Below are 16,540 nucleotides of genomic sequence, written 5' to 3'. Positions count from 1 at the left end.
ATGGGGGCGGTACGTGACGACCGCAAGGCGAACCGTCACTCCGCCTTCGCGAGTCCCAGCCAGCCGCTGACCACCGCACGGGCCTCCTCGACGCCGAGCTTGTCCGGCGACGAGAACAGCTGCGCCGAAGCCACGCCGCCCAGTTCCTTGCGCACTTTCGCCAGGGTCTGCGCCTGCGCGCTGCGCGAGAGCTTGTCGGCCTTGGTCAGCAGCACGTGGCAATTGAGGTTGCGACGAAAGGCGAAGTCCACCATCTGGCGGTCGTAATCCTTGAGCGGGTGGCGGCTGTCCATCACCACCACCAGGCCCGTCAGCGCCTTCCGGCTCTGGAAGTAGCCCTCGATGAAAGCCTTCCAATGCTCGCGCAGATGCAGCGGCACCTCGGCATAACCGTAGCCCGGCAGGTCGACGAGGTAGTGCTCCGGACGGACCTGGAAGTACACCAGCTGCTGGGTGCGCCCCGGGGTCTTGGAGGTCCGCGCCAGTCCGTTGCGCTGGCAGATCGCGTTCAGCGCGCTCGATTTGCCGGCATTCGACCGGCCGGCGAACGCCACCTCCTGCCCGGTGTCGTCCGGCAACTGGTGCGGCAGGTGCGCCGCCTTCAGGTACTCGGCGTTCTGCAGGTGGTTGGTGGCCATCGGGTGTCCTTGCACGTTCGGCCGCAGAGTGTGGGGGTTGGCGGGCCACCCCGGAAGCCCGGCCGCCGACGGGCCTGCCCCGGGGCCACCCGGCCTTCGTTGACCCGCCGCCGAGCCGGCTGGGATAATCCAACGTCCTGCCGCGGCTTCGCCGCCCCGGCCCAGTTCCGTCTCACCTGCCTTGAACACCGGAGTGTCCGCATGACGCTGAAGCGCATCCTTGCCGTTGGAGCCGCCGTGGGTACGGCGCTCGCCCTGGCCGGCGTCGCGATCGCCCAGTCGACCGAAGCCCCGGCCGCTGCACCCGCCGCGGCGGAAGCGCCGGCCGCGGAAACGCCCGCTGCCGTGACGCCCGCCGAGGAGGCCCCCGTCGCGGTCGCTGCCGAACTGCCGGCCGACGGCCCGGCCAATCCGGGCGATGCCACCGCCGGCGAAGCCAAGGCTGCCGCCTGTGCCGCCTGCCACGGCGCCGACGGCAATGCCGCCGACCCGCAGTACCCCAACCTCGCCGGCCAGCACGAGCACTACATCGCCCGCCAGCTGGCGCTGTACAAGAGCGGCGAGCGTGACAACGCGATCATGCTCGGCTTCGCCGCCACGCTGTCCTCGCAGGACATGCGCGACATCGGCGCCTACTTCGCCAAGCAAGCCCCGCGCCCGGGCGTCGCCGACGAGACCGTGATCGCCGAAGGCCCGAACGCCGGTCGCAAGTTCTATCAGGTCGGCCAGAAGCTCTACCGCTCCGGTGACCCGGCGCGCGGCATTCCGTCCTGCGCCGCCTGCCACGGCCCGACGGGCGCCGGCGTGCCCGGTCCCAGCTGGCCGGCCCTCCATGCCCAGCACGCGCAGTACACCGCCGTGCAGTTGCGCGCCTTCCGCGACGGCGCGGTCTGGGGCAAGGACGGCAACGCCAACGCCATCATGTCGGCCGTCGCCCGCAACCTGACCGACGAAGAGATCGACTCGCTGGCCAGCTACCTGCAGGGCCTGCACGACGTCCGCGACGCCGCGCCGGTCGACGCCACGGCCGCCCGCTGATCGGCGGCGGGAACTTTCCGCCCGCCCCGCGTTCTGAACTCCCGAGCCGGCGGTCTCCCGCCGGCTTTTCTTTTCCGACCCGAGGATTCCCGATGCTCCGCTCGCTCGCCCTGCTTGCCGCCCTTGTCGTTCCCGGCCTCAGCGTCGCCCAGGCCGCAGCTGGCGCGCCGCGCCTCGGCACCGACTACGAAGTGATCTCCCCGGCCCAGCCGACCTTCGGCCCGCCCGGCAAGATCGAGATCGCCGAGATCTTCAGTTACCACTGTCCTGCCTGCGCCGGCTTCCAACCGGTCTTCGCGCGCTGGAAGGCGCAGCAACGCCCCGATGTACGCGTGACCTACGTCCATGCAGCCTTCGGTGCCGCCATTGACAACCTCGCCCGCGGCTTCTTCGCCGCCGAGGCCTTGGGCGCGACGGAGCGCACGCACGATGGCATGTTCAAGGCCTTCCACATCGAGCGGAAGATCAAGACCGGCTCGCTTGATGAAATCGCCGACGCCTATGCCGGTCTCGGCCTGAACCGCCAAGAAATGCTCGACACGATGAACAGCTTCGGCGTCTCGTCGAGGGTCAACCGCTCCAAGCAGTTCGCCCAACGAACCGGCGCCATCGGCACCCCCACCATCATCGTCAACGGCAAGTACAGGGTGATGCTGACGCCGGAAGGCGGCTTCGAGGGCATGCTGCGAACGCTCGACCACGTGCTGGCCATGGAGCGCGCCGCCGCACCGGCCCGTCCGGCGGCTGCGCCCGCCGCCGCGCCGAAGCCCGCTCCGGCCCGCTAAAGGCCTCGCCGCTGCGCCTGCTGAGCGCCAACATCCAGGCCGGCCACAGCACCCGCGCCTACCGCGATTACGTGGTGCGGGGCTGGGGGCACGTGTTGCCGAACGGCAAGCAGCGCAACCTCGACGCCCTCGCGGAACTGGCCCGGCCTTTCGACATCGTCGGCCTGCAGGAAAGCGACCCCGGCAGCCTGCGCTCCGGGTTCACCAACCAGACCCAAGCCCTCGCCGAACGCGGGGGCTTTCCGTTCTGGAGCCACCAGCCGAACCGCCGCGTCAGCCGCATTGCCAGCAGCGCCAACGGCCTGCTGTCGCGCATCGCGCCCGCCACGGTGTTGGATTACGCCCTGCCCGGCCGACTGGGCGGCCGCGGCGTGATGCTCGCCCGCTTCGGCGAAGGCGAAGCCGCGTGGACGCTGGCGGTCACCCACCTCTCGCTAGGCGTCGCCTCGCGTCAGCAGCAGCTGGATTTCCTCGGCGAGTTGCTCGCCGATGAGACGCGCCTCGTGCTGATGGGTGATTTCAACTGCCCGGCCACGTCGCGCGAGTTCGAAGGCCTGTACCGGCGCACCGCGCTGATGCCGCCGCCCGAGCCGATCGCGACCTTCCCGAGCTGGGGCCCGACGCGCTCGCTCGACCACGTCTTCACCGCGGGCTTCCGGGTCGGCGAGTACCGCGCCCTGCCGGCGGCAGGCTCGGATCACATGGCGGTGGCAGTGACGCTGGAACCGCTCGGAAACGTCTCGCCCTCCGCGGCCTGAAGCCGCGTCAGGGCCAGAGCAAGGCCACGCCCACCGAAGCCAGCGCGACGGCGAAGACCCGCGCCAGCGCCACGCCGCTCAGCCGATGCGCGAGGCGCACGCCGTAGGGCGCCGCGAACCACGCCCCGAGGCCGATGCCGACCGCGGCCGGCACGTGCACGTGGCCGACCATCCCGAAGGCTTTCGTCGCCTCGACCGCAGCCGACGGAGCCGTCGCACCCATCGACGGCACCAACGCATAGGTCGCGGCACTGGCCGCCGCGATCACCACGCCGCAGGCGGAGGAGGTGCCGACGGCGCGCACCGTCGCGACGCCGCGCGACACCAGCAGCGGCACCGTGAGGCTGCCGCCACCGATGCCCACCACCGCCGACACCGCACCGATGACGCCGCCGGCCACGCCCAACCACGGCCCGCGGGGCACAGCGGCGATGATCGAATCGCCCGGCGCAGCGGGCGCTGCGGGACGTGCTGGCCACGCCATGCGCGCTGCCATGAGCAAGCAGAACGCGCCGACCAAGGTAGCCAGAGTCGCCCCGTCGACGCCGATCGCCCACACGCTGCCGGCCATTCCGCCCAGCACCAGTCCCGGCGCCAACCACACCACCGTCGGCCACAGCACGCTGCCGCGCTTGCGGTGCGCGTTCGCCGAGGCGCTGGCGGTGACGATGATCGACGCCAGCGAGGTGGCCAGCGCCACGTGCATCACCGCGTCGGACGGCACTCCGAACAGCGGCAACAGAGCAACAAGGGCCGCGACCAGCACGATGCCGCCACCGATGCCCAACAACCCGGCGAGCACGCCGGCGACGCTGCCGAGCAGCGGGAATACGGCCCAGGTGAACTCAGGCATCACGCGGGGGCTCCGTTACACTGGCCGGCATGCGAAACCTCTTCTTTTCCGTCGCCCTCATCGGCGGCATTGTCGCGGCAAGCGCGGCTCAGGGCGAGTCGCCCTCCGTGCGGCGCGCCGAAGTGCAGGCCGCCTTCGAAGCGGCTGACCGCGGCCAACTCAAGCTGGCCGACGTCGCCCGCCTGCAGTCGCACCCCTTGTCCGGCTGGCTCGAAGTGCTGGTGCGCGAGCGCGAACTCCACCACATCAACCGCGAAACGCTCGGCGAACTGCTCGAAGACCTCGGCCCGCAGCCTGCCGCCACGCGACTTCGCCAAGCCTGGCTGCGGCGGGCGGCCGCCGAAGGCCGCTGGTCGGACTTCCTTGCCCACGACCGGCCCGGCGGCGACGTCACGCTGCAATGCTTCACGCTGCAGGCGACGCTCGCCACCAACGCCGTCGACGCCGCCTGGGTGCAGGCCGCCACCGGCCTCTGGCTCAGCGCCGATTCCCAGCCCGCCGCCTGCGACCCGGTATTCACCGCGCTGGCCCAGCGCGGCGACCTCACGCCCGCGCTGCGCTGGCAGCGCATCGAACTCGCCGCGCGCGCCGGCAACACCGGGCTGATGCGCGCCGCGGCGCGCAACCTCCCCGAGGCCGAGCTGGCGCTGATCCGCGACTACGCCGCCTTCATCGATGTGCCGCATGCCCGCGCCGGGCAGTGGCCGAAGGACACCCGCAGCCGCGCGATGGGCGAGATCGGCCTGTCGCGCCTCGCGCGCCGCGATCCCGGTGCCGCCGAGCGCGCCTTGGCCTCCAACGCCTCGCTGCTGCCCGCCGGAAGCCGCGAGCACGGCGCCGTGCGCGCCGCCATCGCGCTGTGGACCGCCGCCAGCTACGGCGCAGAGTCGGCCCGCCGGCTCGCCGCCGTGCCCGACGCGGCCTTCGACGAAGCCCTGCACGGCTGGGCCGTGCGCGAGGCGCTGGCGCGCGACGACCGCGCCGGGGCGCTGAAGGCCATCGAACGCATGCCCGGCGCGCTTCGCGCCACCGCGCAGTGGCAGTACTTCGAAGCGCGACTGCGCGAGGACCTCGGCGATGCCGCGGCCGCCGCGCCGCTGTTCGCCGCCGCCGCGAAAAGCCCGACCTTCCACGGCTTCCTCGCCGCCGATCGCGCCGGAACGCCCTACGCGCTGTGCCCGCGCGATCCGTCCGACGACCGTCGCATCGGCCGCGACGTCGAGCGCAACGCCGCCCTGGCCCGCGCCATCGAGCTGTTCCGCATCAAGCGCCCCGCGCTGGCCGCGCTGGAGTGGCAGGCGGCGGTCGAGCGCATGGACGACACGCGCCGCGTGCTCGCCGTGCGGAAAGCGATGCAGGCGCGCTGGTACGACCGCGCCCTGTTCGGCATGCCGGCGAATCCGCAGGCGCTGCAGTACTACACGTTGCGCTTCCCGCTGCACCACGAGACGCTGATCCGTCGCGAGTCCCGCAAGAACGGCCTCGAGCCCTCGCTGGTGGCGGCACTCACCCGCGCCGAGAGCGCCTTCATGCCGGACGCGCGCTCGCCCGCCAACGCGCGCGGCCTGATGCAACTCCTCCCATCGACGGCGGAAGGCGTGTCGCGGCGCCTCGGCCTGCCGTGGCAGGGCGCCGACAGCCTGTTCCGCCCCGAATTGAACGTGCCCTTGGGCACCGCCTACCTCGCCCAGCGCATCGGCGACAACGGCGGCCTCGCCTACCGCGCCATCGCGGCCTACAACGCCGGCCAGGGCGCCGTGCAGCGTTGGATGGCCGCGCGCCCGGCGCTGCCCGCCGATTACTGGATCGAGACCATCCCGTTCAAGGAAACCCGCGAGTACGTGCCGCGCGTGCTGGCTTTCAGCGTGATCTACGACTGGCGCCTCGACGGTCGCACCCGCTCGCTCACCGATCGCCTCGAAGGCAGCGACGAACACGTGCCACGGCAGTTCGCCTGCACCACCGTGCCCGACGCCACCGCGCCCACGGCCACTCCCACCGCCCGCTGAAGGTCCGACCATGAAGATCACCCTGCTCGGCGCCACCGGTTTCGTCGGCCGCGTCCTCCTCGCCCGCCTCGCCCAGGAAGGCCACCAGCTCACGGTGCTTTCGCGCAATCCGCACGCCCACCTCGTGCGCCTGCTGCCGCCCGGCACGCGCGTGGTCACCGGCGACGTCTACGACCCCGAACTGCTGAAGGCGAACTTCGCCGGTGCCGACGCGGTGATCAACCTCGTCGGCATCCTCAACGAAGCCGGTGACAACGGCCGCGGCTTCCATCGCGCGCACGTGGCGCTGACCAAGCTCGTCGTCGCCGCCTGCCAGCTCGCGGGCACGAAGCGGCTGCTGCAAATGAGTTCGCTCAACGCCGGTCGCGGCGACAGCTTCTATTTGAAGACGCGCGGTGAAGCGGAAGCCGCGGTGAAAGCCAGTGGGCTGGATTGGACGATCTTCGAGCCCTCGGTGGTCTTCGGCATCGGCGACGGGTTCTTCTGCCGCTTCGCCGAACTGCTGAAGCTCAGCCCCGTGCTGCCGCTGGCGAAAGCCGGCACGCGGTTTGCCCCGGTGTACGTCGGCGACGTGGTCGAGGCCATGCGCCGCGCCCTGCATTCGCGCAGCACCATCGGGCAGGTCTACGAACTCTACGGCGCCGACGTGATGACGCTCGGCGACCTCGTGCGCCTGACAGCGCGGCAGCTCGGGCTGAAGCGGGTGGTGGTGCCGCTGCCCGATGCGCTGGCGCGCCTGCAGGCCTTCGCCTTCGACTTCGTGCCCGGCAAGCCGTTCTCCTCCGACAACTACCGCTCGCTGAAGCTCGATTCCGTCGGCGCCATCGACGGCCTGCACCAGCTGGGCATCGAGCCGACGCGCATCGGCCAGCAGCTCGCCACAATCCTGGGCTCGCCGGCCGAAAAGCAGCCGCGCTATGACCGCTACCGCAGCGTTGCCCGCTGAGGCCACGGTCTACCTCGTGGGCGGCGCCGTGCGCGACGCCCTGCTGGGCCGTGCGCCCGGCGATCGCGATTGGGTGGTGGTCGGCACCGACGCCGAAGCCATGCGCGCGGCGGGCTTCAAGACCGTTGGCGCCGATTTCCCGGTCTTCCTGCATCCGGCCACGGGCGAGGAATACGCCCTGGCCCGCACCGAGCGCAAATCCGGGCGCGGATACACCGGCTTCGTCGTCCACGCCGATCGCACGGTGACGCTCGAAGACGACCTGCGCCGCCGCGACTTCACCATCAATGCGATCGCGCAAGCGGACGACGGCACGCTGGTCGATCCGCTGGGGGGCCGCGCCGACCTCGAAGCGCGCGTGCTGCGCCACTGCAGCCCGGCCTTTGCGGAAGACCCGCTACGCGTACTGCGCGCGGCACGCTTCATGGCGCGCTTCGCGCCGCTCGGATTCCGCGTGCACGACGACACGCTCGCCCTGATGCGCGGCATGGTCGAGGCTGGCGAGCTCGCCCACCTCGTGCCCGAGCGCGTCTGGCAGGAGCTCAAGCGCGCGCTCGGGGAAGCGCGGCCGTCCGCCTTCCTGCAAACCCTGCGCGCCTGCGGCGCGCTGGCCGTCGTCCTGCCCGAGGTCGACGCGCTCTACGGCGTGCCGCAGCGCGCCGAGTACCACCCGGAAGTCGACACAGGCGTACACGTCGAGATGGTCGTCGACATGGCCGCGCGCCTCGCGGCCGGCGACACGGCCATCGGCTTCGCCGCGCTCACGCACGATCTCGGCAAGGCGCTGACGCCGGCCGACGTGCTGCCCCGGCATCCGATGCACGAACACGCCGACCTGAAGCCGCTGGCGGCCCTGTGTGCGCGGCTCAAGGTGCCGAACGCGGAGAGCCAGCTCGCCACCGACGCCTGCCGCGAACACCTCAACGTGCACCGCTTCGACGAACTGCGCGATGCCACCGTCCACGAACTGATCGAACGCTGCGGCGGCCTGCGCCAAGGCTCGCGCATCGACGCGCTCGCCCTCGTCTGCGAGGCCGACAAGCGCGGGCGTCTCGGCCACGCCGAATCCGACTACCCGCAGGGCCGCGCGCTGCGCGCCTGCCGTGACGCCGCCCTCGCCCTGCAGGCGAAGGACGTGATGCGCGAAGGCCTCGCGGGGCCCGCCATCGGCGAGGCCTTGAAGAAGGCACGCATCGCGGCAATCGGCGCCGCGCGTCGCAGCCTCAGCGGCGGAACCGCGCCTCCAGCCACGCCGGCAGGTTGAGCGCGAGCCCGAGCGCGGTCCCTTCGGTTATCTGGAGCTAAAGTCATACTATTTATTGCATTGGCTGGTTCTTAGATAGATTTCCATTTAGTGGATGCACTAAAGAGCCCTGGCGTGTCCGGGGCTCTTTCTTGCCTGTCTGGCGCCAAGATCCAGGGACGTTGCCCCCCGGGTTCGTCCCGGGGCCGTCTGTCCATCAGGGACAGATCCGGGGTGGTGCGCAGCGCCGCGTATGGACGGCCGCATCAGGGACAGATCCGGGGTGGTCCAAACCGAGCGACGTTGCCCGAGATGTTTGCGGAACGCCCAAGCACATAAGGTCCTCATCTTCAGGGCGTTTCCGTTGCCCACAGGTGTCGCGCTGGCGATGGGGCGTTGTCGTAATCAGGGACAGATCCGGGGCAGCGCTCCGGGGCCTATGTGGATGGCCGCATCAGGGACAGATCCGGGGTGGTGCGCAGCGCCGCGTATGGACGGCCGCATCAGGGACAGATCCGGGGTGGTTCAACTGTCGTCGCCCCCGACGTCCTGTCGACGCTCTGCAACATGGCGGAGTCGGAGTGCACAACGCAGGTGCGGCGGGAGCGCTGCCGCCCAGCGCCCGAGCGGCACAGGAAGCGACCTTTCGAATTGCTGCAGCGGTTGATGCTGCGTATTGCCAGCCATCTGACCGGTCCTTGCCAATCAGAATGCCCAGCTTCGCCAGGCAACCTGACCGGAGGTGGCAAGGTAGCTGCACAGTGCCAGCAAGACACTGACCGGCAACTCTCGACCCGAAAGCGACATTCCAAGTTTCCACATCTGGGCCGAGGCGCTACCCAGAATCGGGGGGATGTCAGCGGGTTGGTGAGATGGACGGAGGCTTTCGGTTGAACGGCCTACGGCTCGTCATGGCAGGGCCAGCAGCATTCTCACGCCTGTCCAGCACAACCATGCGCCAAGACCAGCGGCAAACAGCGGCAGCACGCGTCCGAAAGTCCAGTCGATCGCACACTGCACAGACGCGAAAATGCCACCCGTGCGCGCGGCGCAGAACGCCCGCAAGGCGACGAGGGCCACCATCGGCGCGACATAGATCAGGCAGTAAAGCAGCAGCCAGGCCACCTGCGCAGGCGCCGAGCCGCCCTCGCCGGCGATCATGCCCGCAGCGGCGAAATAGGGAAGCGCCGTGGGCACGTCGGTAGCCGTGGCGAGCACCGCGAATGCAACCGTGGCACCAATGCCGAGCGATTTGGGCGACGCCAGCGGTGTGCCACGGCGGGCCGACCGCCACAGCCAGGCAGCGCCGCCGAGGCATGCCAGCCCGCTCCCAAGCGCCGCCGCAGCGACCAGCACATCGGGCAGCAGCGGGCGCAAGTCGATCAGGAATGCCGAGGCGCCCGCCACAAGCAGCACGCCGGCGACGAGGTAGGTGGCCAAGGTGGTAACCAGGAACGCAATCGATCGCGGCATCGGCTTCGGCGTGCCGAGCAGATAGGCCTGCGCCGCGATGGTGAACGGGTTGAGCGCATCGACCAACGCCAGCGCCACCACCGTAGCGAAAAAGGTCGCTTCCATGGTCAGTCTTCCGCACCGCGCTCGGCGACATCGAGGCCGCTGTCGCGCCAGCCGGCGCCCAAAGCGAGATGGGCGTTGACCCAGGCGTGCGTGGTCGACACACCACGTTCGAACGCGTCTGCCTCGGCGAGCAAACGCTCGACCTCCGCACGACTCACATCAAGTGGGCTGGCCAGCCCGCGCGCGAGACGGGTGTGAGCCGCTGCAGCTGCGCGCTCTGACGCGGCCGCGGCACTCGCTGCGCTGGCCAAGGCGGTGCGCTCGGCCGTCCAGCCGTCGATCGCGGCGTCGGCTTCTTCGAGGGCCCTCAGGGTGGCGTGCTCCCACTCCGCCAACGCGGCTTCGGCGCCAGCCTCGCTGGCAGCGATCCGGGCGCGCGTGCGCGCGAGGTCGAAAATGCCCCACTCCAGCCTGGGACCGGCGGCGAACCGGATGGCGCCCTTGTCATCCAGCCCGCCCGGGGGGGCGGCCACGCCCGCCTCGCCGAGCAGGACAATCCGCGGATACAGCGCGGCGGTCGCAACGCCGGTTCGCGCCACCGCGGCCTGCAACCGCCGTTCCGCGGCGCCGACATCGGGGCGCTGGCGCAGCAGACCTGCGGGATCGCCAACGTTGAGCGTCGGCGGCGCGATCACGGCGGCACGCTTCCAATCCGCCATCAACTGCAGGCCGTGCTGCGGCGTCCTGCCGGTGAGCACCGCCAGCCGCCGCGCCGCGTTGCGCGCTTCCACCTCGAGCAGCGGAAGCCCAGCGCGCTGGCCCTCAAGGGCGGCAACAGCTTGCTCGACTTCATCGCGCGCAAGCCCACCGATTGCTTGCGCACGCTGCAGGCGATCGGCGATCGCGACCAAGGTCTCGATGCGTTCACGTTGACGCGCCTGCCGACCTGACGAAGCCTGCAGATCGACATAGGCGCGAACTGTCTCGGCGACCACGGCCGCCTCGGCGTGGCGCCGCAGCCACCAGGTCGCTTCGGCGTCGGCGCGGGCCGCAGTTTCGTTTGCCGCAAGCGCACCGAAAACATCGATCTCCCACGCCAGCGCCAGCCCGGCATCGACAATCCGCTGGGTGTCGAACAGCAAGGGCGCGCCCTCCATCGGCGGCTGCGACAAGGCAGACTGCCGCAGGCGCAGCCGGCTGCCGGTGACGCCGCCACCGGGTGCGCGCTGCGCGCCGCCCTCGGCGTGTAGCGCGTGCGCGGCCCGCAGGTTGGCGGTCGCCGCTGCCAGTTCGCGGTTGTACGCGAGCGCGTCGGTAACCAGCGCGTCGAGCAAGGGATCGTCGAATTGTTTCCACCAGTCAAGGCGTGCAGGCACCGGCGCGGTGCCGTCGGCCGGCGTGAAGGCCGCCGGCATGTCGATCGTGTTGTGCGGCAGTTGGCCGCTGGTGGCGCAGGCGCAGAGCGTCAGAGTGGCGAGGGCCATCGCCAGAAACCGAAGGGTTTTCATGGGTGCGAATCCAGCAAGGGTGCATTCGAGTTGGCCGGCGCCGTGGCTCGGCCCCGGAACAGCAGCGCGTAGAGCGCCGGGATCAGCACGAGCGTGATCAGGGTGCCCAGCGCAAGGCCACCGATCATCGCCGCGGCCATCGGGCGCCAGAGGTCGCCGCCGAACACGAATAGCGGCAGCAGTCCCACCACGCAGGTGAGCTTGGTCATAACGATCGGGCGCAGACGCACCGCGGCGGCCGCGGCAATCGCCTCGGCTTGCGGCTTGCCTGCGGCCTGCTCCTCGACGATGCGCTCTAGCAGCAGTACGGCGTTGTTGACGATGATGCCGGCGAGGGCCAGTAGGCCTAGCGTGGCGGTGTAGCTCATCGGCTGAGCGGTCACCGCGAGGCCCAGCGTGGCGCCGATCAGTACAAAGGGCATTGAGGCAAGAATGATGAAGGTCTTGCGCAGGCTGCCGAACTGCCAGAGGAACAAGGCGGCCATTCCCAGTATGGCGAGCGGAAAGTAGGTCACCAGGCCGGCGTTGGCTTCTACACCCTCTTCGATCTCGCCGCCCAGCTGCAGGGAATGCGCAGCGGGCAGGCCGAGCCCGGCGATGACGGGGCCCATCGCGTCGACGATCGCCTGCGCGGTCATCTCTGGATGGCGCGCGGAGACGGTGATCACTGGGCTCTGGTTGCGGCGGATCAGCACGCTCGGCTGGTCGGCTATCTGCACCCGGGCGATCTGGCCCAGCGGTACAGCCCCCGCGGCGCCGACCACGGGCATCGCCTGCAGTCGCTCGGGTGCATGGCGCTCTCCCGCGGGCGCCCGCAGCAGCACAGGCACCAGGATGTCGTCCTGGCGCAGGGCCGTTGCCAGGGCACCGCCATAGGCTGCATCGAGCGAACGCGAGATGTCGGCCGTGGTCACCCCGGCCGCGTTTGCGCGGATCGGGTCGACCTCGAGCGCAAGGCGCACGATGCGACCTTCGGCGTCGTCCTTGACGTCGAGCATGCCCGGCACGGCACCCAAGGCCTCGCGCAGCCGCGCGGATGCCTGCTGCAGCGCCGCACGATCAGGCCCGGCAAGGCGGAACACCGCGGTGCCGGCCTCGGACACGCCCAGGGAGAACCGCTTCGGCTCGATCCGCGCACCGGGAAACTCACCCGACAGGTCGCCGCGCAGGTGCTCGACGGTGGCGTCGAGGTCGGCGTCATCGTCGAGGTTGACCACCGCGTAAGCTCGGTGCGCGGCCGGCGTCGGCGGGTTGAGGCCGAGGATGAAACGCGGCCCGCCGTCGCCCACGTAGACCACGTTGCCGCGCAGCTGGGGGTGGACCGCACGGTCGGCTAGCCGCGCCGACAGGCGCTGCGCGAGCGCCAGAGTCTCGCGGGAAGACGCACCGGGCGGAAGCTCCACCGGAATCTGCAGCTGCTTGCGCGCCGAGGGCGACAGCAGCTCGGTCGGCAGCAGCTCGGAAGCCACGATCGCCGCGCCGAGCAGCACGAACATCGCCGTGGCGACCGCAGCCGGGTAGCGCAGGATGCTGCGCACCTTGACGACGTACCAGTCGCGCACCCTGGCGATCGGGCCATGGTCCTCGTGCCCGGGATCGGCCTTTCCGACGAACATCCGCGCCGTCACCGCGGTGAAGGTCAATGCAAGGAACAGCGAAAGCAACAGGGTCACCGCCAGCACGATGGCAAGGCTGCGCATGTACTCGGCCGTTTCGCTGGCGCCGGCGACCAGTGGCGCGAAGGCGAAGATGATCGCCAGCGACGACACTAGCAGCGGCCCGGCCATGGTCTCGCCGGCAGCGCGCGCGGCGGCATCGGGCTCGTCACCTTCGCCGAGCCGACGCTGGTAGTCCTCGACCACCACGATCGCGTTGTCGACGAACAGGCCCAGCGAAATGATGATGGCGCCGATCGACACGGTATGCAGTTCGATACCGGCCACGCGCATGAACACCAGCGTGCCCAGCACCGTCAGCGGCACGATCAGACCAGTCACCATCCCTGCGCGCCAGCCCAGGAACACCACGACCACCAGCATCACGATGACGATGGTCTCGATGAAGATCTGGCCGACCTTGGTGAGGTCACCGGCGACGACTTCGCTCTGGTCGGTGACGGTGTCCAGCCGCATGCCAGCCGGCAAGTCGGCCTGCATCGCGGTGGCGGCTTCACGCAAGGTGGCAACGAACTGGTTGACGTTGAGCCCTGCGCGCATCGATGCACCGAGCACAACGGCTGGTTTGCCGTCGTAGATGGCAGCGAACAGCGGCGGGTCCTGGGCCTGCTGGCGGATCTCGCCGAGCGCAGCGAGCGCGATCACCCCACCGTCTGGCAGCGGAATCTGGACCGTTGCCAGAGCCGCCGTATCGGGCAGGTCACCGCTGGGTTCGAGCGCGAGCACGCGCCCGCCGGCGTCGAGCTCGCCGGAAGGCGCGATCACGTTGCGGTTGGCGAGGGTGGTCGCCACGGCCTCGATCGACAGCCCATGGGCTGCCAGCTGGGCCGGCGAAAGCTCGACATAGACGCGTTCCTCGCGCACTCCGTGGAGCGAAATCTGCTCAACCCCCGGAAGGCTCTGCAGGCGGCCGCGCACCTTTCGCGCCCAGTCTTGCAGCTGTCCGGCCGAGTAGCCTTGGCCGGTCAAGGCGAGCGTCAGTACCGAAACCCGGCCGAACTCGTCATTGACGATCGGGCCGATGGTGCCCTCAGGCAGCACCTCGGCGGCATCGCTGGCCTTTGCGCGCAGGCGCTGCCACACGGAAGGCAAGCGATCTGGGCTGGTCTCCGGGTGCAGCGAGACATAAATGTACGTGGCGCCTGGCCGGACCACGGTATCGATAGTCTTGACCTCGGCGATCTCGCGAACGCGCTCTTCAATCGGGCGTGCGACGAGTTGCTCAACCCGCGCGGAGGACGCGCCGGGGAAGTAGGCTTCGACCGTGGCGATGCGGGTCGGCACAGTCGGCTCCTCGGTGGCGGGAAAGCCGAACAGGCTGACGACGCCCGCGATCATGAGCCCGGCCGCGGCGGCCAGAGTGAATCGCGCGCGTTTGAGTGCGGTCGCAGTGATGGACATGACGGATCTCCCAATACGAGGGGGCGGCAATTCAGCGCTGGACCGCGACGGCGCGCACACGCGTGCCCACGGCGAGGAACTCGCCACCGGCAGCCACCACCCGGTCGCCCGGGCGGGTAGGTCCGCTGACCAGTGCACCTGCGTCCGTCACGGCGAGCAGTTCCACCGCGGCCTCTTGCAGAACCCCTTCGGCGTCCACCTGCAACACCCGCCGCGCTCCATCGCGGCCGCTGAGCACCGCGGCGAGGGGCACGATCGCCGCCGCCGTCGGGCTCGAACTGCCGCTGAAAGCCACCTCAACTGGCGTGCCCGCGAGCGGTGCGTCTGAAAGGATTTCCAGCCGGGCGGTGCGCGCACCCGCGCTGCCCGCCCGCGCGCTGACTCCGAGCAGGCGCGCCTCGCCTGCGCCACCATCGAACCAGAATCGGGCGTGGGCACCGGGCTCCAATGTGGCCGTGGCCGGTGCCATGAGCACGATGTCGCGCCGACCGGGACCGTCGATGTCGAACAGCGCCTCGCCAGCAGCGACCGCCTGCGACAGCTCCACGCGCCGCGCCGCGACCACACCGTCGAGCGGAGCACGCACCTCTGCTTCCCGCACGGCGCGCCGGCTGAGCTCGGCGCTGGCCCGGGCAGCCTCCAGCATCTTGCGGGCGCTGTCGGCGTCGACCGCAAGCGCGTCGTAATCGGCCTGGCTGGCGACACCGGCCTCCACCAGGCCGCGCGTGCGGGCCAGCGCTGCCTCGCGCTCCGCCGCGACAGCCGCCGCGCGGGCGACCTCGGCCTCGGCGACGACCAGCTGCAGACGCAGCGGTTCCCCCTCGATGGTGGCCAGCAGCTGACCGCGGCGCACGTGCGCGCCCACATCAGCATGTACGCCGACGATACGGCCGGCCGCCTCAGAGGTGACGACGTGGGCGTGGCGGCCACGCACCAGCCCGGTCGCACGTAGCGCCGGGTCGATAGGCGCTGCCGCGGTCGCCACCAAGGCAACCGGCTCGGCCGCTGGCGCAACGGTGGTCGGCTCGCTGGAACAGCCAGTCAACCCCACCGCCAAGATCCCGCAGAGAGCAGCTGCGAGGGGGCCGGGGTTACATATAAAAAGTGAGGCCTTACTCATAAAATAGTCACTCCATGTTTCGCGAGCACTTGGCCCGCTGGTCGTTGGGTTGGATCAGCTTTTGGCGCTAAGCGCGCGGCGAATGAGTTCGATCGAACCGCGGACAAAGGCTTCCGGGTCGGTGATCGGCAGCGTCAGGCGACTGAACGCGCCGTCGAGAAACGCGTTGATGTGCTCTGCAACCGCCATCGGGTCGAGGTCGCGGTCGATGCTGCCCTGTTCCTGGCCCTTGCGGATCACCCGCGAGAGGGCACGATTGATGCGCCGCTCGGCGGCGAGGAACACCTTTGCGGTTCCCGCATCGCGGGCCGCCTCGGCGAGGATCTCCAGACGCAGGTGGGCAGCCTGTGGGGTTCTGGAGTCACGCACTACCGCCATCGCAACCTGTTGCAACCCCTCCAGCAGATCGGCAGCGCGGTCGAGCTGCTGGATCAGGGCGAGGTCTGCCTCGAGCTCGTGCTGGATCAGGGCCGTGACAAGATCCTGCTTGGTGGGAAAGTACTGATACAGCCCGGCTACGCTGATGCCGGCTTCACTGCTGATCTCCGCCGTGCTCGAGGCATGGAACCCGCGGCGCACGAAACAGCGGTGTGCAGCATCAAGGATCTGCTGCCGGCGTTCAGCGCGCGCTTCGGCGTTCACGGGCCGGCCACGGCGGAGGGAGGGAGAGGCTTTAGTTCTGTTCATGCTTGATATTAGTAAGCCCTCGCTTACATATTGTCAAGCCCCTAGTGATTGATCGCTCAACGCAACCGTTCCACCGCCCCGCGCGAACTGCGCCGCAACCTTCGTCGTCAAGACCATCAGCGGCATCGTCAAGCTCCGCGCCTTCAAGGCCCCGCGCAACCTCCCCTGTTGCCGCTCGCTGAAAATTGACCAGCGAAACGGGGATCTGCGCATCGAAAGTTGACCAGGGTGTTCAACCTGACCTGCCCGACCAGACGAAGGGCAGGACGACGAGGTGCACACCATGGCGATGTACGCGAAGGTCCGGCGGCTTCGGCTGCGGGAGGGGCTCTCGATCAGCGAGATTGCCCGGCGGACGAG

At 70.0% G+C, this 16,540-nt stretch carries 13 protein-coding genes; 6 read left to right on the top strand and 7 right to left on the bottom strand.

The features are described 5' to 3' along the window. Positions 1-35: 35 nt before the first annotated feature. Positions 36-638, bottom strand: a complete 603-nt coding sequence (yihA, locus tag O9255_RS11445) for a ribosome biogenesis GTP-binding protein YihA/YsxC (RefSeq protein ID WP_297866991.1) — start codon at positions 636-638, stop codon at positions 36-38. Between the two features lie 201 nt (positions 639-839). On the opposite strand from yihA, the gene O9255_RS11440 reads away from it, so the two are divergent. The 3 genes from O9255_RS11440 (at position 840) to O9255_RS11430 (ending at position 3,219) form a co-directional block, all read left to right on the top strand. Continuing rightward, complete coding sequence (locus tag O9255_RS11440; protein ID WP_297866990.1) at positions 840-1,676, top strand: c-type cytochrome; 837 nt, start codon at positions 840-842, stop codon at positions 1,674-1,676. A 92-nt stretch (positions 1,677-1,768) separates the two neighbouring features. Beyond that, on the top strand, positions 1,769-2,461 hold the full coding sequence (locus O9255_RS11435) for a thiol:disulfide interchange protein DsbA/DsbL (protein ID WP_297866989.1): 693 nt from the start codon (positions 1,769-1,771) through the stop codon (positions 2,459-2,461). A gap of 17 nt (positions 2,462-2,478) precedes the next feature. Continuing rightward, positions 2,479-3,219 carry an endonuclease/exonuclease/phosphatase family protein gene (locus tag O9255_RS11430; protein ID WP_297867125.1) on the top strand — a complete coding sequence of 247 codons (741 nt, stop codon included), beginning with the start codon at positions 2,479-2,481 and terminating at the stop codon, positions 3,217-3,219. A gap of 7 nt (positions 3,220-3,226) precedes the next feature. On the opposite strand, the gene O9255_RS11425 is transcribed toward O9255_RS11430, so the two are convergent. Beyond that, a complete protein-coding gene (locus O9255_RS11425; RefSeq protein ID WP_297866988.1) occupies positions 3,227-4,072 on the bottom strand; it encodes a sulfite exporter TauE/SafE family protein in 846 nt (281 codons plus the stop codon). A gap of 29 nt (positions 4,073-4,101) precedes the next feature. Here O9255_RS11425 and O9255_RS11420 point away from each other — a divergent pair, with 29 nt between their 5' ends. From O9255_RS11420 to O9255_RS11410, 3 genes are read left to right on the top strand one after another with little or no spacing between them, the layout of a single operon-like run. After that, positions 4,102-6,081, top strand: a complete 1,980-nt coding sequence (locus O9255_RS11420) for a lytic transglycosylase domain-containing protein (RefSeq protein ID WP_297866987.1) — start codon at positions 4,102-4,104, stop codon at positions 6,079-6,081. Between the two features lie 10 nt (positions 6,082-6,091). Then, positions 6,092-7,027 (top strand): complex I NDUFA9 subunit family protein, encoded by a 936-nt coding sequence (locus O9255_RS11415; protein ID WP_297866986.1) that lies wholly within the window; start codon positions 6,092-6,094, stop codon positions 7,025-7,027. After that, positions 6,999-8,291: a multifunctional CCA addition/repair protein gene (locus O9255_RS11410; RefSeq protein ID WP_297866985.1), complete on the top strand. Its 1,293-nt coding sequence runs from the start codon at positions 6,999-7,001 to the stop codon at positions 8,289-8,291. Before O9255_RS11415 ends, O9255_RS11410 begins: the two co-directional genes overlap by 29 nt. 888 nt (positions 8,292-9,179) lie before the next feature. On the opposite strand, the gene O9255_RS11405 is transcribed toward O9255_RS11410, so the two are convergent. From O9255_RS11405 to O9255_RS11385, 5 genes are all read right to left on the bottom strand, one after another. Then, positions 9,180-9,848 carry a GAP family protein gene (locus tag O9255_RS11405; RefSeq protein ID WP_297866984.1) on the bottom strand — a complete coding sequence of 223 codons (669 nt, stop codon included), beginning with the start codon at positions 9,846-9,848 and terminating at the stop codon, positions 9,180-9,182. 2 nt (positions 9,849-9,850) lie between these two features. Then, on the bottom strand, positions 9,851-11,203 hold the full coding sequence (locus O9255_RS11400) for a TolC family protein (RefSeq protein WP_297866983.1): 1,353 nt from the start codon (positions 11,201-11,203) through the stop codon (positions 9,851-9,853). Positions 11,204-11,292: 89 nt separating this feature from the next. Beyond that, a complete protein-coding gene (locus O9255_RS11395; protein ID WP_297866982.1) occupies positions 11,293-14,373 on the bottom strand; it encodes an efflux RND transporter permease subunit in 3,081 nt (1,026 codons plus the stop codon). A gap of 31 nt (positions 14,374-14,404) precedes the next feature. Then, entirely contained in the window at positions 14,405-15,493 is a 1,089-nt protein-coding gene (locus O9255_RS11390) for an efflux RND transporter periplasmic adaptor subunit (RefSeq protein ID WP_297866981.1), read from the bottom strand. A 54-nt stretch (positions 15,494-15,547) separates the two neighbouring features. Beyond that, positions 15,548-16,135 (bottom strand): TetR/AcrR family transcriptional regulator, encoded by a 588-nt coding sequence (locus O9255_RS11385; protein WP_297866980.1) that lies wholly within the window; start codon positions 16,133-16,135, stop codon positions 15,548-15,550. Between the last annotated feature and the right edge of the window lie 405 nt (positions 16,136-16,540).

Source organism: Silanimonas sp., assembly GCF_027530345.1.
Lineage (GTDB): Bacteria > Pseudomonadota > Gammaproteobacteria > Xanthomonadales > Xanthomonadaceae > Silanimonas.
Note: the sequence above shows the minus strand (reverse complement) of the source record. Positions and strands in the feature narration are given on the sequence as shown.